Raw genomic sequence first — 19,806 nt, 5'->3', positions numbered from 1 at the left:
CTACCTGTAATGGAGTGCCCTATGCGCCAGCTTGCCCCTTACGCCCTGATCTATCTGTTGGCGATTGCCTGCGCCGCCGGGCTGGCGACCCAGAGCCAGGCCGCCGACGCGCCGTTGCAGGTGCAAATCGGCTACCTGGGCTATCGCCCCGACCCGGGCCCGTTGCTGTCGAACGTCATTCCCGAGCCGGTCGATGCCGGGCTGCGTGGCGCCGAACTGGCGATCACTGACAGCAACAGCACCGGGCGTTTCCTCAACCAGAGCTACAACCTGGTCAGCGCCAACGTCGACAATCCGGATGCCCTGGTCGAAGCGGCCAAGGCTCAGCATGAACAAGGTTTGCGTCTGTTTGTCGTCAACGCACCGGCCGCCAGCCTGCGCCAACTCAGCGCCGTGCTGCCCGACAGCTTGCTGTTCAACGCCGGCAGCCCCGACGACAGCCTGCGCACCACCGACTGCCTGTCGAACGTGCTGCACAGCCTGCCAAGTCGGGCGATGCTCGCCGATGCGCTGGCGCAATTTCTGGTGGTGCGCAAATGGCAGCGGGCGCTGCTGATCGTCGGCCCAACCCCGGACGATCAAGCCTATGCGGCCGCCCTGCGCCGAGCCGCCAAACGCTTCGGCCTGAAACTGGTCGCGGAAAAAGCCTGGAGTTTCGACAACGATCAGCGCCGTAGCGCCCAGGCCGACATGCCGCTGTTCACCCAGACCGCCGAGTACGACGTGGTGCTGGTGGCGGATGAACGCGGTGATTTCGGCGAATACGTGCCCTACCAGACCTGGTACCCACGGCCGGTCGCCGGCACTCAGGGGCTGACCCCGGCGGGCTGGCACAAAACCGTGGAAACCTACGGCGCCGCCCAGTTGCAGAAACGCTTCGAAGCCCTGACCGGGCGCTGGATGAATGACCGCGATTTCGCCGCGTGGATCGCCGTGCGCAGCATCGCCAGTGCGGTGAGCAAACTGCGTCAGGTCGATCCGATGGCGATCCGTACGCTTGAAATCAGCGATCAATTGCCGCTGGACGGTTTCAAGGGTCGCAAGCTCAGCTATCGACCGTGGAACGGCCAGTTGCGTCAGCCGATCCCCATTGTGCAACCCCGGGCGTTGGTCAGCACTTCGCCCCAGGACGGTTTCCTGCACCCGTCCAACGAAATGGACAGCCTGGGCTACGACAAACCCGAAGTGACCTGCCGCTTTCCCTAATCCAACTTTCCACAAGAACGACAACAAAAAGGAATCCGCCATGCGCCGCAGCCTGCTCTGCCGCTCCCTATTTTTCTGGGCCCTGCTGCTCGCCGCCGGGCAGGCCGCGGCCAGCATTGCCTGGGTCTCCAACGAAAAGGACAACAGCCTCAGCCTGGTTGACCTGCAGACCCTGCAAGTCACCGACACCTTGCCTGTTGGCCAGCGCCCACGCGGCCTGCTGCTGTCCCACGACAATAAGCTGCTGTACATCTGCGCCAGCGACTCGGACCGGGTCCAGGTGATGGACGTCGCCACGCGCAAAATCATCAAGGAGCTGCCCTCGGGCAAAGACCCTGAGCAGTTCGCCCTGCACCCCAACAATCGCTGGCTGTACGTTTCCAACGAAGACGATGCCCTGGTAACGGTGATCGACACCGAAACCTCCAAGGTGCTGAGCCAGATCAACGTCGGCGTCGAACCCGAAGGCATGGCCGTCAGCCCCGACGGCAAGTGGGCGGTGAACACCAGCGAAACCACCAATATGCTGCACTGGATCGACACCAGCACCCAGACCCTGGCCGACAGCACCCTGGTGGATCAGCGGCCGCGCTTCGTCGAGTTCACGCCGGATGGCTCCAAGCTTTGGGCCTCGGCGGAAATCGGCGGCACGGTGACCATTCTCGACGTCGCTACCCGCAAAACCCTCAAGACACTGACCTTCCAGATCAAGGGCGTGCACCCGGATAAGGTTCAACCGGTGGGCATCAAGCTCAGCGCCGACGGCAAGTACGGTTTCGTCGCCCTCGGCCCGGCCAATCATGTGGCGGTGATCGACGCCAAGACCTTCGAAATTCTTGATTATCTGTTGGTCGGGCGACGGGTCTGGCAGATGTCGTTTACCCCGGATCAAAAGCAATTGCTGGCCACCAATGGCGTCAGCGGCGACGTGTCGGTGATCGATGTCGACAGCCTCAAGGTCACCCAATCGATCAAGGTCGGGCGTTATCCGTGGGGCGTGGTGGTGACCCCATGAACGCACTCGAAGTCAACGAGCTGAGTTTCGCTTATGGTGCGAAAGAGGCGTTGCGCCAGGTGAGTTTCAGCCTGGCACCCGGCCGTTTTGCTGCATTGCTGGGGCCGAACGGCGCGGGCAAATCGACGCTGATTGCCCTGCTCACTCGACTCTACGACGTGCAGCGCGGTGACATCCGCGTTGGCGGCTGTTCACTGCGCAACGCGGCGCGTCCGGCGCTCAAGCAATTGGGTGTGGTGTTTCAGCAAAGCACATTGGATCTGGACCTCAGCGTCGAGCAGAACCTGCGCTATCACGCCGCACTGCATGGGATGTCCCGACGTCAGACCAGCCTGCGGGTCGACGCCGAACTGGCACGTCAGGCCTTGACCGAACGCCGTCGCGAGCGGGTTCGCGAACTCAATGGCGGCCACCGTCGCCGGGTGGAAATCGCCCGCGCGTTGCTGCATGAACCGCGCCTGCTGCTGCTCGACGAGGCCAGCGTCGGCCTCGACCCGGCCAGTCGGCTGGCGCTCAATCAGCACATCCGCAGTTTGTGCAGCGAGCAAGGCATCAGCGTGCTTTGGACCACTCACTTACTCGATGAAGTACAGCCGAGCGACGACTTGTTGATCCTGCATCAGGGCCGGCTGGTCGCCAGCGGACAAGCCGACGCCCTGAGCCTGGAACACGGCGGCGACCTCGGTTCGGCCTTCACTCGACTGACGACTTCAGGAGCCGCCCAATGAATGCCTACTGGCAATGTTTCAGCGGCATCGTGCTGCGTGAATGGCTGCGTTTTGTGTTGCAGCGCACGCGGTTTCTCAGTGCGCTGGTGCGGCCGTTGTTGTGGCTGCTGGTGTTCGCCGCCGGTTTTCGCGCGGCACTCGGGATCGCGATCATCGAGCCCTATGACACCTACATTCCCTACGAGGTCTACATCATCCCTGGCCTTGCCTGCATGATCCTGCTGTTCAACGGCATGCAAGGTTCGCTGTCGATGGTCTACGACCGGGAAATGGGCAGCATGCGCGTGCTGCTGACCAGCCCTCTGCCCCGTACTTTCCTACTGTGCAGCAAACTGTTGGCCACCTCGTTGATCTCGCTGTTGCAGGTCTACGCATTTCTGGCGATTGCCTGGGTGTATGGCGTGCGGCCACCGGCCATGGGGCTGTTGATCGCCTTGCCGGCATTGCTGCTGGTGGCTTTGATGCTCAGCGCGTTGGGCCTGTTGCTGTCGAACGCGATCCGTCAGCTGGAGAACTTTGCCGGGGTGATGAATTTCGTGATCTTCCCGCTGTTTTTCCTGTCATCGGCGCTGTATCCGCTGTGGAAGATGCGCGAGTCCAGCGAGTGGTTGTACTGGTTGTGCGCATTGAACCCGTTCACCCATGCGGTGGAACTGGTGCGGTTTGCCCTGTATGAACGCTTCAATCCGTTGGCGCTGGCGGTGTGCGTGGGGCTGACGCTGGTATTCGCCCTGCTCGCCGTATTCACCTTTAACCCGCAACACGCCGCCCTGCGCAAAACCAACTGACAACACAGATCCAATGTGGGAGCGGGCTTGCTCGCGAATGCGGCTTCACATTCAACATTTACGTTGACTGACACACCGCCTTCGCGAGCAAGCCCGCTCCCACATAAAGCAACCAGCGATCAGGTGAAATTACTACTTTAGTACTGGTTTCCCTGTCTATCGTCGCATTCCAATCGCACCGAGACTGGCATGTAATAGGTTCATAACTATAAGGATTGAACCCCATGCCGCGTGCCCGACGTCGTCTGCTGCGCCCTTCTCTCGCTGCGCTATCGCTGAGCCTGTTATTGGGCGTCGCGCAGGCCGAAACACTGCTGTTTTCCGCTGACGGCTATCGCATCGGGCTGTACCGCAGCCCGACCCCGAATCAAGTCCAGGGCGCCGGCATCATCGATACCGCGGCCCTGCAAACCCTGCTGACCCAGACGCCGCGTCCGGTGCTGATCGACGTCTACCGCCGTCAGTGGTTGCAAGGACGTTTCATCGAGGACCAGCCCCACGAAAACCTCCCTGGCAGCCATTGGCTGGCCAATACCGGCGACGGTGACCTGACGCCCGACTGGCAGGACTATTTTGCGCGTAAGCTGAACTCATTGACCGCAGGTGATCTCGCGCAACCGCTGGTCTTCTACTGCCGCTCCGATTGTTGGCTGAGTTGGAACGCCGTGAAGCGCGCCGCCGCCATGGGCTATAAGACGCTGTATTGGTATCGCGACGGCCTGGACGCCTGGCAGGCCGCCAACCTGCCCGTAACGCTGGCTCAGCCCGAGCCCTTTCCCTGACCGTTACGCGTGCGTGTTGTTGCCACACCCTAATCAAAATAATGAGGTGAAAGGCTATGTACAAAATTCTGATTGCCGACGATCACCCGCTGTTTCGCGAAGCCATTCATAACGTCATCAGCGACGGTTTCCCCGGCAGCGAGGTGATGGAAACCGCCGACCTGGACAGCGCCTTGGTGCTGACGCAGGAACACGACGACCTGGACCTGATCCTGCTCGACCTGAACATGCCCGGCATGCACGGCCTCAATGGCCTGATCAACCTGCGCAACGAGGCGCCAACCATTCCGGTGGTGATCGTCTCGGCCGAACAGGACAAACAAGTCGTGCTGCAAGCCATCACTTATGGTGCGGTGGGTTTCATCACCAAATCCTCGCCACGGGTGCAGATGACCGAGGCCATCCAGCAGATCCTCAACGGCAATGTCTACTTGCCGCCGGACATCATCCGCACACAAAAATGCGGTACAAGGCGCATGAACGATGCCCCGAGCTTCCCACCTGAATTGCTCCAGGCCTTGACCCGCAAGCAGTTGCTGGTGCTCGAACGCATGACCAAGGGCGAGTCGAACAAACAGATCGCCTACACCCTGGAAATCGCCGAAACCACGGTCAAGGCCCACGTCTCGGCAATCCTGCGCAAACTCAATGTGCACAATCGGGTGCAGGCGATTTTGAGTGCCGGGGATATTGATTTCGGGTCTTACTTACGGCGTTGAGACCGAGTCGCCCTCTTCGCGAGCAAGCCCGCTCCCACATTGGATCTGAGTGAACTCGGTCAAATGTGGGAGCGGGCTTGCTCGCGAAGAGGCCAGTACAGACACCAGAAGCCTCAAGGCCTACCGAGCAAATGGCTCATCGCCGTCTTGAGCTTCATCGGCCGCACCGGTTTGTGCATCAGGGTGTGGCCCAGCTCACGAATCTGCTGCTTGAGTTCATTGCTGTAATTAGCGGTGATCATCATCGCCGGAATCGCCGAACCGCGACGGGCGTTGATCCGGGCCACGGCATCGACGCCGTTCTGATCGTCATTCAGGTGATAGTCGGCAATCAGCAAGTCTGCTTCTTCGTGATAGTTGTCCACTTGCCGCGCCAGGTCCTCCTCGGACAGCGCTGTGACCACCAGACACCCCCACCCTTCGAGCAACGTGCGCATGCCGGCGCAAATGGCCGCGTCGTTGTCCAGCACCCACACCCTCGCCCCACGCAGACGTTCAAGCATCGGTTCACTCATCAGCAGACTCGGCAGCGTCTTGGGTGCCGTGGCGCTGAGCGGCACTTCGACCGAGAACATCGAGCCCTTGCCCGGCCACGAACGCACATGAATGCGGTGACCGAGAATCCCGGCAATCTTTTCCACAATCGCCAGACCCAGGCCTAACCCGCGATCCTGATCTGGACGCTGTACATCACCGCGTTTGAACTCCTGAAAAATCTCCTCGAGGCGGTTTTCGGCGATACCCATGCCGCTGTCCCAGACCTCGATCGACAGGCGCTGGTGATGACGCCGACAACCGAGCACCACACGACCGCTGTAGGTGTAGCGAATGGCGTTGCTCAGCAGATTTCGAAGAATCCGCGCCAGCAACTGAATGTCGCTGCGCACCAGCGCGGAACAAGGGATGAAATGCAGCTCCAGGCCTTCGCTGCGGGCCACCTGGGTGTACTCGGCCGAGAGGTTTTCCAGCAATTCGCTCAGGGCAAACGGCGCAATGTCGGCCTTGATCACTCCGGCATCCAGCTTGGAGATGTCCACCAGCGTACCCAGCAGGTTCTCCACGTCTTCCAGGGAGTTGCTGACATTACGCACCAAAATCGCATTGGCCACGGGCTCCCGCCGTTCGAGCAACGCGCTGGTAAACAGCCGCGCGGCGTTGAGCGGTTGCAGCAGGTCGTGACTGACGGCGGCGAGAAACTTGGTCTTCGACAGGTTGGCCTGCTCGGCCTCGAGTTTGGCTTCACGCAGGCGAGATTCCGCCCGCCGACGCTCGTCGATCTCACGCAACAATTGGTCGTTGAGCGTGGTCAGTTCTGCCGTCCGTTCGCGCACCCGCAACTCAAGATTCTGATAGGCCTGGTGCAGCGCCTCGGCGGTGCGGCGGCGTTCGGTGATGTCGCGGATCAACACGAAAATCCCCACCACTTCCCCGGTGGCCAGGCGATTGGGTACGTAGGAGCGCAGCATGTAGCGCTCCTGATTGTTGATGTTGGTTTCGGCGAACTCGAACGTCACGCTCTCACCGGCCAAGGCCCGGGCCACGTAGGCTTCCAGGCGCTGGTAATGCTGTTCGCTGTGGACTTCGCGCAGGCTCTGACCAAGCATCACGCCCCGAGGCCAGCAGTACCATTCTTCATACACCTTGTTGGTGAACTCGTAGACCAGATCGGCATTCAGGTAGGCAATCAGCGCCGGCACATGGTCGGTGATCAGGCGAATCCAGCGCTCGCTTTCGCTCAGCGCTTCGGCGTGTTGGTAGCGTTCGGTGATGTCGGTGAAGGTGTTGACAAAACCGCCGGTGGGCAATGGATGGGTGCGGATTTCCAGCACCCGGCCATCGTAGAGGCGCTGCTCGCATTCCTGCACGTGCCGCCCGTTTAGATCCCGACTGGCAGGGGTCAGCAGGTTCAACTCGCTGTCGCCGATCACTTCGGCAAACGGTCGATGAGCCGCCACCGGCGCCAAGCCACTCAGTTCGAGGAAACGCCGGTTCCACAACTCCAGGATGCCCTCGGCGTTGACCATGGCCACGCCTTGGGACAGGTTGTCGACCGCCCGTTGCAACAAATGGGATTTCTGCGCGACCGCCTGCTCGCGGCGCACGGTTTCGCTGAGTTTGACGTCGGTAATGTCGGTGAACAGGATCACCCGCCCGCCTTCCTGAGTCGGTCGTTCGCTGACTTGCAACCAGCGACCGTCCTGCAAGCGATAGAGCAGGTTTTCGTCGGCATGCCCACGCGGCTCTTCAGTGAACAGCCCGGTGGCGGACATCAGCCGCTTGACCTCGGCCAGGCGCATGCCGGCGTTGATCCGCACCCGGCTGTTGCCCCAGAACGCCTTGAAGCGGCTGTTGAACAGCACGATCCGCTGGTCCGCATCGAAGAGCACAAACGCATCGGAAATGCTCTCGATGGCATCGATCAAATGCTGATGCGCGGTTTCCGCCCGCAGGCGCGCCTCGCTGAGCAAGTGATTGCCCGACTTGAGTTCGGCCATGGCCTGATTCAACGCGTCGGTGCGTTCACGCACCTGCTCGGCCAGCACCACCGAATGCTGGAACGCCGCGTACGGGTCGTTGCCGCGGGTGATGCCGGACTCGATCCGCTCGATCAGCGCGCCATTGATACGCTGCAGTTTGTGGTTGTCGAGCTGCAGGCTGGCGATCTGTGCCTGAAGCTCAACGGTGTCCAGGGGACCGGCCTCGGGCAATGGCAACCCCGGTGAAGGTCTGGTTGATGTGCATGCCATTGAACTGTTCTCCGTAGGTGTTGAAACCCATCACCCGTTGGTCACGCAAAAATGTTCCGATCTGTTCCAGACTGCCGCCGTCTTCCAGTTCCAGACGCCTGAGAAAGCAGTCGCAGCCGATGGTCAGCAACAGATCGCCGAGGCGCTCCTGCAAGCCTTCGAACAGGGTTTGCAGGTTCGGCAGCATCGGGCCTGGCGTCATGACCGTGAGGACGATGCCGTTTTCCACCGCGCAGTAGAAACTCAGGCTCAGGTCCGGATGAACCTGCTGGATGGCGCGCACGTAATACTGATCATTGATCCGCACCGCCAACGGGTGCGCGGCGAAGATCCGATGATCGAGCTCCGCCACTGGCACGCCAATGTGCCGGGCGTACTCCTCGGCGGCCGGCTCGGCATTGAGTTCAAAGACCCGGCGTGAGGCGCTGTCGGCCCCGGTGACCACCAGTTTTTCTGCTCGGGGCAGAATGTGGTGGGTGGTGAAAACTTCGAAATCCAGCCAGGTATTGACCAGCACCACCACCGCCGCGCCGCTGTGGAACTCGCCATTGAAATAGACGTGAGTGTGGGTCAGGTAATTGTCATCGCCGGCCGAACCGCCGAAATGCGGAATGTCGCCCAACGCTGCACTGAGGGCCGCGAGGACCATTTCTTCACGACTGGACAAACCATCGAGCAGGGTCAACGCAAAGCTGTTGCCCTTGATCGGCGCCTGGGTGTTGCTGCGACAGCCACTGACCAGTCGCTCGACCATTTGCTGGGCGTCGATCAGGCTGAAACGCTCCATTTCGGAGATCAGTTCGGCGTCGATGGAGAAATGCCGATGGTCGAAGCCCACCGCGGTCACGCAATTGCGGCCGTAGCCCAAGGGCGTGATTTCCCCGGCGCTGGTGCAACCCACCAGGCGAATGCCGCCGAAGCATTGTTGCAAGGCCTGGCCCAGCGCCTGCAAGTCGTACTCGGCGGAACAGAAGAACAGCACGAAGCCCAAGTGCGGGTGCAACAGTTGTCGCGCCAGCTCCTGGGCCACCTGTTGGGCATCGGTGGCCTGGGACATTGCGCTGACCACACCTTCATCACTCTGGACCTGCTGCATCGTCGCCTCCCGCAGGTGCGAATGTATGAGGCACGAGTGTACGAAGCCTGTGAGCTGCTACGTATGCTACTTGGGTAGCGGGTAGCCGCTTCGATGGGATTAGAGCGGTGCTCAGGATCTACAACACCACACATCCCCTGTGGGAGCGGGCTTGCTCGCGAAGGCGGCCTTTCAGTCAACTTTGATGTCGCCTGACACTGCGCTTTCGCGAGCAAGCCCGCTCCCACAGGGATCTGCATGATGCCAATGACAGGCTTACCAGGTCAGCACAGCTCCCACCGCAAAGGTGTCGGTGTCTTCGTCCTGGGCATTGGTGTCGTGGCCGTTGATTGCGAACTGGTTGTACTCGGCCACCAGCTTGAGGTTGTCATTGACGTCATGGAACAGCGCAATGCCGCGTGTTTCGTAGTCCGCGCCGCTGCCGACCACGCCATTGCCGTCGTCGTTGGTCTTGCCGTAAGACAAGGCCAGCCGGTTCTTGCCCAGTTTGTAGGAGCCCTGCAGCAGGTAACCGTCGCTGTCGACGTTGCGCAGGGTCGGTTCGCCGGCGTTGTTGGTGAAGAACGGGTTGATGCCCTTGGCCTGGAAGCCGGAGCCGGTGAGGGACAAGCCGCCCATTTTCGCCTGCACGCCATAGCCGACGCCTTTAGAGGTGACGGACTGGACGGTGGAATCGGTATTGTCCGACGTCTGGTAGCTGCCGTTGACCCAGCTGTAGATCTTCGCCCCGGCAACGTCGAACTGATAGGTGATCTCGCTCTCGGTACGCGGGTTCTCTTGGTAAGCCTTGCCTGTCGGGCTGCTGTCGTTGGTGTCCACCGGGTCCATGATCCCCACGGCCACCCGCAAACCCTCCATCACCGGCGTGCGGTAGGTGATCTGCGACGTCGGGAACGGGTACGGATAGCCCGTGCCGATGTTGCCGAACGACACCCCCCCACCATCCACCAGCCCCAGGGAATCGCTGACTTGGCCGTAACCGGCGAGCATTTCATCCAGCAGGATGTTGGAACGGGCGAACAGACCGAAGTCCTTGCCGATCAGCACTTCGCCCCACTCCGGGTTGGCCACGGTGCCGTAGAACTGCCGCACGTCGATGGCGGTGTCGGTGCCGTTGGTTTCACTGTCGTTGATGGTCACCCAGAAGGAGGACCGGGCGCCGAGCTTGAGGTCGTCGATCTGCTTGCTCATGTTGAAGCCCAGATAGTTGGGCAGAAACCCCATCTTCACACGCGCCTGTCGCCGGTCGAACAGGTCGCCGGCACGGTCCACTTTGCTGTTCACATAGAAGGCGTTGATGTAGCCGTCGGTGGAAAACGTGGTCTGGTCCTTGTCGTACAGCATGATCTCGGCTTGAGCCATCGAGCTCAAACCCAGGGTCGACAGGCTGGCGATGAAGGCAGGCAAGAAACGATGCTTGATGTTCTTATTGTTGTGCATGACGCGCTCCGCAGCGGGGGACTGGATGTCGGAGGCGATTATCGAAAGCTGACCGGCGGCGTCATACGCTGCCTTGGAGGCGGTTTTGAAGTGCTTTGGAGTGGCAGGTAATGCGCGACAAGTTCGGTGTAAGACCCTCCGTCGACGAGGCCCGAAACTTAAGGTGTACGCCTGTGGAACGGACTGGCGTACACAGGAACCGGTACTTGCTAGACGCCCGCTCTAAACAGCATGTAAGCGGCGACCACGACACAGATGCTGGCGAAGCCGATCTGCAATCCCCGGGCCGGTACTCGCGCGCAAAGTCTTCGGCCAATGATCATGCCGACGATGCTGGCGACGATAAACGCCACGCCCAAACCGTCGATTCGCACCCCGGCCTGAAACGCGCCGATCACGCCGATGGCGGAAATCAGGCTGATCACCATCAAGGACGTGGCAACAATCCCGCGCATCTGCACATCGGTCAGCTGCTTGAACGCCGGGACGATCAGGAAGCCGCCGCCCACCCCGAGCAGCCCGGAGACCACACCGGTCACCGCGCCCAATGCCGCGAGGGTCGCGGTGCACTTGGCGGTCCAGGAAAAGCGCCCGGTCTGCTGATCGAGCATGCAGTTCTTCTGGCCCCAGTTGGCGTGCCCGTGGTCGCTTGGACCTTCGTCCTGGCGCTCACGACGCAGCATCCGCCAGGCCACCATGGCCATCAGCAGACTGAACAGAATCATCAGGATTTTTTCCGGCAACTGATGGGCGAAGTAGATGCCGATCGGCGAAAAAATCGCCCCCAGCAGGGCGATCAGCAACGCTGCGCGGTAGCGCACCAGGCCATGGCGCAACCCGTCAATGGCGCCGACAGCCGCCGCACTGCCCACCGCAAACAGCGCGACCGGCGCGGCTTGCGTCATGGTCCAGCCCAACCCCAATACCAGCGCCGGCACCGCAAGAATGCCGCCACCGGCCCCGGTCAACCCCAGCACCAACCCCATCACCACGCCAAAAAAGCTCGCCAGCAACATAAAACACTCGTGATCTGCAAAAAAAAAGCCGGGAGCGCCCGGTATCGATGACTGACAGGATAGAGCCCGCACAACTTTTTTCATTAATTGAATTGATGCGGGCTGGTCAGCGCAGGGAAAATGAAACTACCCTCATGACTTGTCCAGAAAGAAACGGCCACCATGCCCGCCTTGATTGAAGCTTTTTTAGACCCTGCCTCGTCGACCTTCAGCTACGTCATCTACGAGCACGATGGCGGGCACTGCGCCATCGTCGACCCGGTACTCGACTACGACCCCGCCGCCGGGCGAACCGGCACCACCCAGGCCGACAAGATCATCGCCTTCGTTCGCCAAAATCAGTTGCAGGTGCAATGGCTGCTGGAAACCCACGCCCATGCCGATCACCTGTCCGCCGCACCGTATCTGCGTCGGGAACTGGGCGGGAAGATTGCGATTGGTCAGTCGATCAGTAAGGTTCAGGGCGTGTTCAAGACCCTGTTCAACCTTGAGCCGGAATTTCGCAGTGACGGTTCGCAGTTCGACCATCTGTTCGCGCCGGACGAATCATTCAGGATCGGCAACCTCAAGGCCACGGCACTGCATGTTCCCGGCCACACGCCAGCGGACATGGCCTATCTGATCGACAGCGATGTGATTCTGGTGGGCGATACGCTGTTCATGCCGGATGTGGGCACCGCGCGCTGCGACTTTCCCGGCGGCAATGCCAACCAGATGTTTGCTTCGATTCGCAAACTGCTGGCCTTCCCTGCCAGCGTTCGACTTTATGTCTGCCACGATTACCCGCCCGCAGACCGCGAACCTCAGTGCATGAGCACGGTGGGCGAGCAGCGCAAAAGCAACATTCATATCCATGACGGTATCGACGAAGCCGCGTTCGTCACCATGCGCACCCAGCGCGATGCGGGGTTGGGCATGCCGACGCTGTTGCTGCCGGCGATCCAGGTGAATGTGCGGGCGGGGAATTTGCCGCCGGCCGAGGGCAATGGCGTGACCTACCTCAAAATCCCGATCAATAAGCTTTGAGATCAAAAGATCGCAGCCTCGTTTCACTCGACAGCTCCTACATTGATCGCGTGCGTACGCTGAACCCCTGTAGGAGCTGTCGAGTGGAACGAGGCTGCGATCTTTGATCTTGCCTTTAGGCGAGGGTCAAGCCGTTGGCCGGCAACGGCAGCGCAGTTTTATAGCGCACTTGTTTGAGCGCAAAGCTCGACCGAATGTTCGCCACGCCGGGCACCTTGGTCAAAAAGTCCATCATGAAGCGCTCCAGCGACTGAATGGTTGGCACCAGCACCCGGATCAAATAGTCCGGGTCGCCGGCCATCAAATAGCACTCCATCACTTCCGGGCGATCCGAGATCGCTTCTTCGAAATGCTGCAACGCCTCCTCCACCTGTTTTTCCAGGCTGACGTGAATGAACACGTTCACATGCAGCCCCAGCAGCTCGGCATCCAGCAGCGTCACTTGCTCACGAATCAGGCCCAATTCTTCCATCGCCTTGACCCGGTTGAAGCACGGAGTTGGCGACAGATTGACCGAGCGTGCGAGGTCGGCGTTGGTGATGCGCGCGTTCTCCTGAAGGCTGTTCAAAATGCCGATATCGGTACGGTCCAGTTTGCGCATGAGACAAAACCACCTGTTTTTTATGTTTATGCAGATTTTTTATCCTCAAATGATCGCCAACGCAACGAAACAGAGAGAAATATTCTTCTTGGCCCGGCCTATGATTGTTGTAGGACAAGATTTCTTTTATCGAAGAATGACGGTCAGCTCACTACAAGAAATTCACAAGATCGAGCGTAGAAGCCATGAACCAAGCGTACGAACCGCTGCAACTGCACGTTCCCGAACCATCGGGCCGTCCTGGCTGCAAAACCGACTTCTCCTACCTGCGTCTGACCGACGCCGGCACGGTGCGCAAACCCCCAATCGACGTTGAACCGGCCGACACGGCTGACCTGGCCAAGGGCCTGATTCGCGTGCTCGATGACGAGGGCAATGCCCTCGGTCCTTGGGGCGAAGGCGTGCCGGTCGAGATCCTGCGTAAAGGCATGCGCGCCATGCTCAAGACGCGGATCTTCGACAACCGCATGGTGGTCGCCCAGCGTCAGAAAAAAATGTCGTTCTACATGCAGAGCCTTGGCGAAGAAGCCATCGGCAGCGCCCAGGCCCTGGCCTTGAACATCGACGACATGTGCTTCCCCACCTACCGTCAGCAAAGCATTTTGATGGCGCGTGAAGTACCGCTGGTGGACCTGATTTGCCAATTGCTGTCCAACGAGCGCGATCCGCTCAAGGGCCGCCAGCTGCCGATCATGTATTCGGTCAAAGACTTCGGCTTCTTCACTATTTCCGGCAACCTTGCCACCCAATTCGTACAAGGCGTGGGCTGGGGCATGGCCTCGGCGATCAAGGGCGATACCAAAATCGCCTCGGCCTGGATCGGCGACGGCGCTACCGCTGAATCCGACTTCCACACCGCCCTCACCTTCGCCCACGTTTACCGTGCGCCAGTGATCCTCAACGTGGTCAACAACCAGTGGGCAATCTCCACGTTCCAGGCGATTGCCGGTGGTGAAGCGACTACCTTTGCCGGTCGTGGCGTCGGTTGCGGCATTGCCTCCCTGCGGGTCGATGGCAACGATTTCGTCGCGGTATACGCCGCCTCTGCCTGGGCCGCCGAACGCGCCCGCCGCAACCTCGGCCCGACCATGATCGAATGGGTCACCTACCGCGCCGGTCCGCACTCGACTTCTGATGATCCGTCCAAATACCGTCCTGCCGACGACTGGAGCTACTTCCCGTTGGGCGACCCGATTGCGCGCCTGAAGCAGCACCTGGTGAAAATCGGTCAGTGGTCCGAAGAGGAACACCTCGCCGTCAGCGCCGAACTGGAAGCCGAAGTGATCGCCGCGCAGAAAGAAGCCGAACAGTACGGCACCCTCGCCGGCGGCCAGATTCCGAGCGCCGCGACCATGTTCGAAGACGTCTATAAAGAGATGCCGGAGCACTTGAAGCGCCAGCGTCAAGAGTTGGGGATCTGACATGAACGATCACAACAACAAAATCGAGTTGGAAACCGCCATGACCACGACCACCATGACCATGATCCAGGCCCTGCGCTCGGCCATGGATGTGATGCTTGAGCGTGACGACAACGTCGTGGTGTTCGGCCAGGACGTGGGCTACTTCGGCGGCGTGTTCCGTTGCACCGAAGGCCTGCAGAACAAGTACGGCACCTCCCGGGTGTTCGACGCGCCGATCTCCGAAAGTGGGATCGTCGGCGTCGCCGTGGGCATGGGCGCTTACGGTCTGCGGCCAGTGGCCGAGATCCAGTTCGCCGATTACGTTTACCCGGCGTCGGACCAGATCATTTCCGAAGCCGCCCGCCTGCGTTATCGCTCGGCCGGCGAGTTCACCGCGCCGATGACCCTGCGCATGCCTTGCGGCGGCGGCATCTACGGCGGCCAGACGCACAGCCAGAGCATCGAAGCGATGTTCACCCAGGTCTGCGGTTTGCGCACGGTGATGCCGTCCAACCCTTACGACGCCAAAGGCTTGCTGATCGCCTCCATCGAAAACGATGACCCGGTGATTTTCCTCGAGCCAAAACGCCTGTACAACGGCCCGTTCGACGGTCACCACGAACGCCCGGTTACCCCGTGGTCGAAACACCCGGCCGCGCAAGTGCCGGACGGTTACTACACCGTGCCGCTGGACGTGGCCGCCATCGCGCGTCCCGGCAAGGACGTAACCATCCTGACCTACGGCACCACCGTTTATGTATCGCAAGTGGCGGCTGAAGAAACCGGCATCGACGCTGAAGTCATCGACCTGCGCAGCCTGTGGCCGCTGGACCTGGAGACCATCGTCAAGTCGGTGAAGAAAACCGGCCGTTGCGTGATCGTTCATGAAGCAACCCGCACCTGCGGTTTCGGCGCCGAACTGGTCGCCCTGGTGCAAGAGCACTGCTTCCACTACCTGGAAGCGCCTATCGAGCGCGTCACCGGTTGGGACACTCCCTACCCGCACGCACAAGAGTGGGCGTATTTCCCTGGTCCGTCCCGAGTGGGCGCGGCTTTGCATCGGGTTATGGAGGTCTGAATGGGCACGCACGTTATTAAAATGCCGGACATTGGTGAAGGCATTGCAGAAGTTGAATTGTCGGTATGGCACGTCAAAGTCGGCGACATGGTCGTTGAAGATCAGGTACTGGCCGATGTCATGACCGACAAGGCGATGGTCGACATCCCTTCGCCGGTGAACGGCAAGGTGATTGCGCTGGGCGGTGTGCCCGGCGAAGTCATGGCGGTTGGCAGCATCCTGATCAGCATTGAAGTCGAAGGCGCGGGCAACGTTAAAGAGTCGGCTCAGCCTGCACCTGTCAAAGAAGCGCCGGTTGCGGCACCGAAAGTTGCAGCCGCTGTTGAAAGCAAACCGGTTCCCGCTGCAGCGCCGCGAGCGGCCGTATGCCAAGGTCCGATGGTCGCTCGCGAAGCTGATGAGCGTCCGCTGGCCTCCCCGGCCGTGCGCAAACATGCGCTGGACCTCGGCATCCAGTTGCGTCTGGTGCGTGGCACCGGCCCTGCCGGTCGCGTATTGCACGAAGACCTCGACGCCTATCTGGCCCAGGGTCAGCAGCCGCAATCCACCGCTGCCGCCGCTTACGCCCAGCGTAACGACGAAGAACAAATCCCGGTCATCGGCATGCGCCGCAAGATTGCCCAGCGCATGCAGGATGCCACTCAGCGCGCCGCTCACTTCAGTTACGTCGAAGAAATCGACGTCACCGCCGTGGAAGAACTGCGCGCTCATCTGAACGAAAAACACGGCGCGACCCGCGGCAAGCTGACCTTGCTGCCGTTTCTGGTCCGCGCTCTGGTTGTTGCCCTGCGCGACTTCCCGCAGATCAACGCCCGTTACGACGACGAAGCCCAGGTCATCACGCGTCTTGGCGCGGTGCATGTCGGCGTCGCCACACAAGCCGATATCGGTTTGATGGTGCCGGTGGTCCGTCACGCTGAAACCCGCAGCTTGTGGGACAGCGCTCAGGAAATTTCCCGCCTCGCTACCGCTGCCCGTAATGGCAAGGCCAGCCGCGATGAATTGTCCGGTTCGACCATCACCCTGACCAGCCTCGGCGCCTTGGGCGGTATCGTCAGCACCCCGGTGCTGAACCTGCCGGAAGTGGCGATCGTGGGCGTCAACAAAATCGTCGAACGCCCGATGGTCGCCAAAGGCCAGATCGTGATTCGCAAGATGATGAACCTCTCCAGCTCCTTCGATCACCGCGTGGTCGATGGCATGGACGCGGCGCAATTCATCCAGGCCATCCGTGGCTTGCTCGAACAACCCGCCACCCTGTTTGTGGACTAATTATTAGTGGAGCAGGCATGCAACAGACTTTGAACACCACGCTGCTGATCATCGGCGGCGGCCCTGGCGGCTATGTGACGGCGATCCGTGCCGGCCAGCTGGGCATCTCGACCATTCTGGTTGAAGGCGAATCCCTGGGCGGCACTTGCCTGAACATCGGCTGCATTCCGTCCAAGGCGTTGATACACGTCGCCGAACAGTTTCACCAGACGCAGCACCACAGCCAGCACTCGGCCCTGGGCATCAGCGTTTCGGCGCCGACCCTGGACATCAGCAAAAGTGTCGAGTGGAAGGACGGCATCGTCGATCGCCTGACCACGGGAGTTTCGGCGCTGCTGAAAAAGAACAAAATCCAGGTTATTCAAGGCTTTGCGAAAGTTATCGATGGTAAAACCGTAGAAGTCGGCGACACGCGCATTCAGTGCGAGCACCTGGTGCTGGCCACCGGCTCGAAAAGCGTGAACCTGCCGATGCTGCCAGTTGGCGGGCCGATCATTTCCTCCACCGAAGCCCTGGCGCCGACCTCCGTGCCGAAACGGCTGATTGTGGTCGGTGGTGGTTACATCGGTCTGGAGCTGGGGATTGCCTACCGCAAGCTCGGCGCCGACGTCAGCGTGGTCGAGGCCCAGGATCGCATCCTGCCGGCCTACGACGCCGAACTGACGCAGCCTGTGCATGACGAACTGAAAAAACTTGGCGTAAAGCTTTACTTGAAGCACAGCGTCCAAGGTTTTGATTCTGTTAGTAATACATTGCAAGTGCTTGACCCGAATGGCGACACCCTGAACCTGGAAACCGACCAGGTACTGGTGGCCGTCGGCCGCAAACCGAATACCCAGGGTTGGAACCTCGAAGGTTTGAACCTGGACATGAACGGCTCGGCGATCAAGATCGACAACCGCTGCCAGACCAGCATGCGCAACGTGTATGCCATCGGCGACCTGAGCGGCGAACCGATGCTGGCCCACCGGGCCATGGCTCAGGGCGAGATGGTTGCCGAACTGATCAGCGGTAAATCCCGCGAGTTCAACCCGACCGCCATCGCCGCCGTGTGCTTTACCGACCCGGAACTGGTGGTGGTCGGCAGGACACCGGACGACGTCAAGGCGGCGGGTCTGGACTGCATCGTTTCCAGTTTCCCGTTTGCGGCCAATGGTCGAGCGATGACGTTGGAATCGAAAAGCGGCTTCGTGCGGGTCGTGGCGCGGCGTGACAATCATGTGATTGTCGGTTGGCAAGCAGTCGGTGTGGGCGTGTCGGAATTGTCGACGGCGTTCGGTCAGAGCCTGGAAATGGGCGCCCGGCTGGAAGACATTGCCGGCACCATCCACGCGCATCCGACGTTGGGTGAGGCTGTTCAAGAAGCGGCGTTGCGTGCGCTTGGTCATGCGCTGCACCTGTAAAACCAGACGCAAACCCTTGTAGCAGCTGACGAGCAACGCGAGGCAGCGTTCTGCGACGAAGTCGTCGCAAAACCTGCCACCGAGTGCTTTCAGGCATAGCGAGTCAGCCGGAGTACGACGGCTTCGCCGCCGAACGCTGCCTCGCGGTGCTCGACAGCTGCTACATCGGGTGCATCGGGTGCATCGGGTGCTTCGATGGTCGCAGAGATTGAATTCCGGCTGCGAAATGGGCCCGGAATGAAGTATTGTTGTCCCCATCCAGAAAAACGTCAGAAGCCTTGAACCGTTTCGGCGGTTGTTAAGTGATAGAGGGTGTCATGGGTAACGAAAGCATCAATTGGGACAAGTTGGGTTTTGACTACATCAAGACAGACAAGCGCTATCTGTCGCACTGGCGTAATGGCGAGTGGGATAAAGGCACCCTGACCGAAGACAATGTGCTGCACATCAGCGAAGGTTCCACTGCCCTTCACTATGGCCAGCAATGCTTCGAAGGGCTGAAGGCCTATCGTTGCAAGGACGGTTCGATCAACCTGTTCCGCCCGGACCAGAACGCCGCACGCATGCAACGCAGCTGCGCGCGCCTGCTGATGCCACAGGTATCCACCGAGCAGTTCGTCGAAGCGTGCAAGGAAGTGGTCCGCGCCAACGAGCGTTTCATCCCGCCTTACGGCACCGGCGGCGCGCTGTACCTGCGTCCGTTCGTGATCGGCGTGGGTGACAACATCGGCGTGCGTACCGCCCCCGAGTTCATCTTCTCGATCTTCGCCATTCCGGTCGGTGCCTACTTCAAGGGCGGCCTGACCCCGCACAACTTCCTGATCTCCAGCTACGACCGCGCCGCCCCACAAGGCACCGGTGCAGCCAAGGTCGGTGGTAACTACGCGGCCAGCCTGATGCCAGGTTCCCAGGCCAAGAAAGCCCACTTCGCCGACTGCATCTATCTGGACCCGATGACCCACACGAAAATCGAAGAAGTCGGTTCGGCCAACTTCTTCGGGATCACCCACGACAACAAGTTCGTGACCCCGAACTCGCCGTCGGTCCTGCCGGGCATCACCCGTCTGTCGTTGATCGAGCTGGCAAAATCGCGTCTGGGCCTGGAAGTGGTCGAAGGCGACGTGTTCATCGACAAGCTGTCCGACTTCAAGGAAGCCGGCGCTTGCGGTACTGCTGCGGTGATCACCCCGATCGGCGGCATCAGCTACAACGACAAACTGCACGTGTTCCACAGCGAAACCGAAGTCGGCCCGGTCACCCAGAAGCTCTACAAAGAGCTGACGGGCGTACAGACCGGCGACATCGAAGCGCCAGCGGGCTGGATCGTCAAGGTTTGATCCAGCGCTTCAGGCACTAAAAAAGCCCACCCCTCGTTAACGCGCTGGGTGGGCTTTTTTATGGGAAAAATCAAAAGATCGCAGCCTTCGGCAGCTCCTACATTGAAATGCAATCCCATGTAGGAGCTGCCGAAGGCTGCGATCCTTTG

At 60.5% G+C, this 19,806-nt stretch carries 17 protein-coding genes; 12 read left to right on the top strand and 5 right to left on the bottom strand.

The features are described 5' to 3' along the window. Nucleotides 1–21: 21 nt before the first annotated feature. The 6 genes from ACMXYH_RS13760 to ACMXYH_RS13735 all read left to right on the top strand — a co-directional run bounded on the left by ACMXYH_RS13760 (nucleotide 22) and on the right by ACMXYH_RS13735 (nucleotide 5,238). Entirely contained in the window at nucleotides 22–1,206 is a 1,185-nt protein-coding gene (locus ACMXYH_RS13760; RefSeq protein WP_415767399.1) for an ABC transporter substrate-binding protein, read from the top strand. Nucleotides 1,207–1,246: 40 nt separating this feature from the next. Beyond that, nucleotides 1,247–2,221: a YVTN family beta-propeller repeat protein gene (locus ACMXYH_RS13755; RefSeq protein ID WP_415767398.1), complete on the top strand. Its 975-nt coding sequence runs from the start codon at nucleotides 1,247–1,249 to the stop codon at nucleotides 2,219–2,221. After that, nucleotides 2,218–2,949 carry an ABC transporter ATP-binding protein gene (locus ACMXYH_RS13750; RefSeq protein ID WP_415767397.1) on the top strand — a complete coding sequence of 244 codons (732 nt, stop codon included), beginning with the start codon at nucleotides 2,218–2,220 and terminating at the stop codon, nucleotides 2,947–2,949. Before ACMXYH_RS13755 ends, ACMXYH_RS13750 begins: the two co-directional genes overlap by 4 nt. Next, nucleotides 2,946–3,737 (top strand): ABC transporter permease, encoded by a 792-nt coding sequence (locus tag ACMXYH_RS13745; protein ID WP_415767396.1) that lies wholly within the window; start codon nucleotides 2,946–2,948, stop codon nucleotides 3,735–3,737. Before ACMXYH_RS13750 ends, ACMXYH_RS13745 begins: the two co-directional genes overlap by 4 nt. A gap of 224 nt (nucleotides 3,738–3,961) precedes the next feature. After that, a complete protein-coding gene (locus tag ACMXYH_RS13740; RefSeq protein WP_415767395.1) occupies nucleotides 3,962–4,519 on the top strand; it encodes a PQQ-dependent catabolism-associated CXXCW motif protein in 558 nt (185 codons plus the stop codon). 56 nt (nucleotides 4,520–4,575) lie between these two features. Further along, nucleotides 4,576–5,238 (top strand): response regulator transcription factor, encoded by a 663-nt coding sequence (locus tag ACMXYH_RS13735; RefSeq protein ID WP_008149733.1) that lies wholly within the window; start codon nucleotides 4,576–4,578, stop codon nucleotides 5,236–5,238. Nucleotides 5,239–5,351: 113 nt separating this feature from the next. Here ACMXYH_RS13735 and nahK read toward each other — a convergent pair whose 3' ends face one another. The 4 genes from nahK to ACMXYH_RS13715 form a co-directional block, all read right to left on the bottom strand. Beyond that, a complete protein-coding gene (gene nahK, locus ACMXYH_RS13730; RefSeq protein WP_415767693.1) occupies nucleotides 5,352–7,946 on the bottom strand; it encodes a hybrid sensor histidine kinase/response regulator NahK/ErcS' in 2,595 nt (864 codons plus the stop codon). Next, entirely contained in the window at nucleotides 7,915–9,081 is a 1,167-nt protein-coding gene (nosP, locus tag ACMXYH_RS13725; protein WP_415767394.1) for a nitric oxide-sensing protein NosP, read from the bottom strand. The genes nahK and nosP overlap by 32 nt, the downstream gene beginning before the upstream one ends. A 255-nt stretch (nucleotides 9,082–9,336) precedes the next feature. Beyond that, nucleotides 9,337–10,521: a porin gene (locus tag ACMXYH_RS13720; RefSeq protein WP_415767393.1), complete on the bottom strand. Its 1,185-nt coding sequence runs from the start codon at nucleotides 10,519–10,521 to the stop codon at nucleotides 9,337–9,339. A gap of 209 nt (nucleotides 10,522–10,730) precedes the next feature. Then, nucleotides 10,731–11,537 carry a sulfite exporter TauE/SafE family protein gene (locus ACMXYH_RS13715; RefSeq protein WP_415767392.1) on the bottom strand — a complete coding sequence of 269 codons (807 nt, stop codon included), beginning with the start codon at nucleotides 11,535–11,537 and terminating at the stop codon, nucleotides 10,731–10,733. A 162-nt stretch (nucleotides 11,538–11,699) separates the two neighbouring features. Between ACMXYH_RS13715 and ACMXYH_RS13710 the strand changes: the two genes are divergently transcribed. Beyond that, complete coding sequence (locus ACMXYH_RS13710; protein WP_415767391.1) at nucleotides 11,700–12,563, top strand: MBL fold metallo-hydrolase; 864 nt, start codon at nucleotides 11,700–11,702, stop codon at nucleotides 12,561–12,563. 115 nt (nucleotides 12,564–12,678) lie between these two features. On the opposite strand, the gene bkdR is transcribed toward ACMXYH_RS13710, so the two are convergent. Continuing rightward, complete coding sequence (gene bkdR / locus ACMXYH_RS13705) at nucleotides 12,679–13,164, bottom strand: Bkd operon transcriptional regulator BkdR (RefSeq protein ID WP_046048920.1); 486 nt, start codon at nucleotides 13,162–13,164, stop codon at nucleotides 12,679–12,681. A 185-nt stretch (nucleotides 13,165–13,349) separates the two neighbouring features. On the opposite strand from bkdR, the gene ACMXYH_RS13700 reads away from it, so the two are divergent. The 5 genes from ACMXYH_RS13700 to ACMXYH_RS13680 all read left to right on the top strand — a co-directional run bounded on the left by ACMXYH_RS13700 (nucleotide 13,350) and on the right by ACMXYH_RS13680 (nucleotide 19,657). After that, nucleotides 13,350–14,585 carry a 3-methyl-2-oxobutanoate dehydrogenase (2-methylpropanoyl-transferring) subunit alpha gene (locus tag ACMXYH_RS13700; RefSeq protein ID WP_415767390.1) on the top strand — a complete coding sequence of 412 codons (1,236 nt, stop codon included), beginning with the start codon at nucleotides 13,350–13,352 and terminating at the stop codon, nucleotides 14,583–14,585. 1 nt (nucleotide 14,586) lies between these two features. Next, a complete protein-coding gene (locus ACMXYH_RS13695) occupies nucleotides 14,587–15,645 on the top strand; it encodes an alpha-ketoacid dehydrogenase subunit beta (protein WP_129444871.1) in 1,059 nt (352 codons plus the stop codon). Continuing rightward, nucleotides 15,646–16,917 carry a dihydrolipoamide acetyltransferase family protein gene (locus ACMXYH_RS13690; protein WP_415767389.1) on the top strand — a complete coding sequence of 424 codons (1,272 nt, stop codon included), beginning with the start codon at nucleotides 15,646–15,648 and terminating at the stop codon, nucleotides 16,915–16,917. A 17-nt stretch (nucleotides 16,918–16,934) separates the two neighbouring features. Then, the gene (lpdA, locus tag ACMXYH_RS13685) at nucleotides 16,935–18,320 is read left to right on the top strand and encodes a dihydrolipoyl dehydrogenase (RefSeq protein WP_415767388.1); all 1,386 of its coding nucleotides are present in this window, start codon (nucleotides 16,935–16,937) and stop codon (nucleotides 18,318–18,320) included. A gap of 317 nt (nucleotides 18,321–18,637) precedes the next feature. Then, nucleotides 18,638–19,657, top strand: coding sequence for a branched-chain amino acid aminotransferase (locus ACMXYH_RS13680; RefSeq protein ID WP_076031364.1), 1,020 nt, complete (start codon nucleotides 18,638–18,640; stop codon nucleotides 19,655–19,657). Nucleotides 19,658–19,806 lie beyond the last annotated feature (149 nt).

Origin of the sequence: Pseudomonas frigoris (assembly GCF_047758635.1) — a bacterium.
GTDB classification, from domain to species: domain Bacteria; phylum Pseudomonadota; class Gammaproteobacteria; order Pseudomonadales; family Pseudomonadaceae; genus Aquipseudomonas; species Aquipseudomonas frigoris.
The sequence above is the reverse complement of the archived record's forward strand: the minus strand, read 5'-3'. Positions and strand labels throughout refer to the sequence as shown.

Excerpts from the sequence above, each read along its gene's own strand:
- ACMXYH_RS13760 (WP_415767399.1), top strand. The coding sequence starts at position 22 with ATGCGCCAGCTTGCCCCTTACGCCCTGATCTATCTGTTGGCGATTGCC.
- ACMXYH_RS13755 (WP_415767398.1), top strand. The coding sequence starts at position 1,247 with ATGCGCCGCAGCCTGCTCTGCCGCTCCCTATTTTTCTGGGCCCTGCTG.
- ACMXYH_RS13750 (WP_415767397.1), top strand. The coding sequence starts at position 2,218 with ATGAACGCACTCGAAGTCAACGAGCTGAGTTTCGCTTATGGTGCGAAA.
- ACMXYH_RS13745 (WP_415767396.1), top strand. The coding sequence starts at position 2,946 with ATGAATGCCTACTGGCAATGTTTCAGCGGCATCGTGCTGCGTGAATGG.
- ACMXYH_RS13740 (WP_415767395.1), top strand. The coding sequence starts at position 3,962 with ATGCCGCGTGCCCGACGTCGTCTGCTGCGCCCTTCTCTCGCTGCGCTA.
- ACMXYH_RS13735 (WP_008149733.1), top strand. The coding sequence starts at position 4,576 with ATGTACAAAATTCTGATTGCCGACGATCACCCGCTGTTTCGCGAAGCC.
- nosP (WP_415767394.1), bottom strand. The coding sequence starts at position 9,081 with ATGCAGCAGGTCCAGAGTGATGAAGGTGTGGTCAGCGCAATGTCCCAG.
- ACMXYH_RS13720 (WP_415767393.1), bottom strand. The coding sequence starts at position 10,521 with ATGCACAACAATAAGAACATCAAGCATCGTTTCTTGCCTGCCTTCATC.
- ACMXYH_RS13715 (WP_415767392.1), bottom strand. The coding sequence starts at position 11,537 with ATGTTGCTGGCGAGCTTTTTTGGCGTGGTGATGGGGTTGGTGCTGGGG.
- ACMXYH_RS13710 (WP_415767391.1), top strand. The coding sequence starts at position 11,700 with ATGCCCGCCTTGATTGAAGCTTTTTTAGACCCTGCCTCGTCGACCTTC.
- bkdR (WP_046048920.1), bottom strand. The coding sequence starts at position 13,164 with ATGCGCAAACTGGACCGTACCGATATCGGCATTTTGAACAGCCTTCAG.
- ACMXYH_RS13700 (WP_415767390.1), top strand. The coding sequence starts at position 13,350 with ATGAACCAAGCGTACGAACCGCTGCAACTGCACGTTCCCGAACCATCG.
- ACMXYH_RS13695 (WP_129444871.1), top strand. The coding sequence starts at position 14,587 with ATGAACGATCACAACAACAAAATCGAGTTGGAAACCGCCATGACCACG.
- ACMXYH_RS13690 (WP_415767389.1), top strand. The coding sequence starts at position 15,646 with ATGGGCACGCACGTTATTAAAATGCCGGACATTGGTGAAGGCATTGCA.
- lpdA (WP_415767388.1), top strand. The coding sequence starts at position 16,935 with ATGCAACAGACTTTGAACACCACGCTGCTGATCATCGGCGGCGGCCCT.
- ACMXYH_RS13680 (WP_076031364.1), top strand. The coding sequence starts at position 18,638 with ATGGGTAACGAAAGCATCAATTGGGACAAGTTGGGTTTTGACTACATC.